The sequence below is a fragment of the Thauera terpenica 58Eu genome (assembly GCF_000443165.1).
Classification (GTDB): Bacteria; Pseudomonadota; Gammaproteobacteria; order Burkholderiales; family Rhodocyclaceae; genus Thauera; species Thauera terpenica.
The window spans coordinates 1-764 of record NZ_ATJV01000130.1 but is presented as its reverse complement, the minus strand read 5'-3'; the positions used below and the strand labels follow the sequence as shown (position 1 = coordinate 764).

The 764-nt window shown below is 62.6% G+C and carries 1 protein-coding gene; it reads right to left on the bottom strand.

The features are described from left to right. Positions 1-677, bottom strand: a 677-nt coding sequence (locus tag M622_RS39210) for an IS66 family transposase (protein WP_021251215.1), incomplete at its 3' end; no start/stop codon positions are given. Positions 678-764 lie beyond the last annotated feature (87 nt).

Below are 764 nucleotides of genomic sequence, written 5' to 3'. Positions count from 1 at the left end.
TTGCGGATGTGGCGCAACACGCGCACCTGCATCGGCACGATGTCGAGCTGTTCGCTGACGTCCTGTCCAATCTCGACCATGGGCGTGCCGCAGGCGCAGGTGCGCTCGGTCTGAGGCACGTCGTGGATGAGCTCGATGCGGGGCAGTTCGACCGGTAAGGGCTTGCGCTTGCCGCGCACCTTGTTCTTGGCAGTTTCGGCGGGTGCGTCGCCGGACGTTTCGGTGGCAGGTGGCGGCAACGTTGCAGTGTCGCCGCTGTGCGGGGCAGATTCGACCAGTGCTTCAGCTTCGTTGAAGAGCCAGCCCTGACCCGCGTGCGATTCGCTGCTGGGTCCGAACATGCGCCGACGTGCCAGGCGCAGTTGTTCGTAGATCTCGAGGATGCGTGCCTCGAAGGCTTTTTGCAGTTCGGCCTCACGCATCTCGAACGCCTTCTTTTGCTCGGCCTCGCGCACCTCGAAGGCTTTACGCTGCTCAAGCTCACGAGCGCTGAAGGCGCTTTCTTGCTCAAGTCGCAGCGTCTCGAACTGGGCGACAAGTTGCGCTTCGAAGGCACGCTGCTGCGCGAACAGCAAGGCTTTGAGCGCGGCTGGATCGTCGGGCAGCTGCGCGGGGAGGACGGATGCGCGCACGCTGTGGGCGGGGTTCGAGAGGGAGGTGTCGGTGCTGCGAGGCATGCCGACATTATACCCGAACACACTACGTAACTGATTGGTAATGCAGCGCTTTATGCGGTTTTGCAGCCCACAGATCGAAGCCTTCGA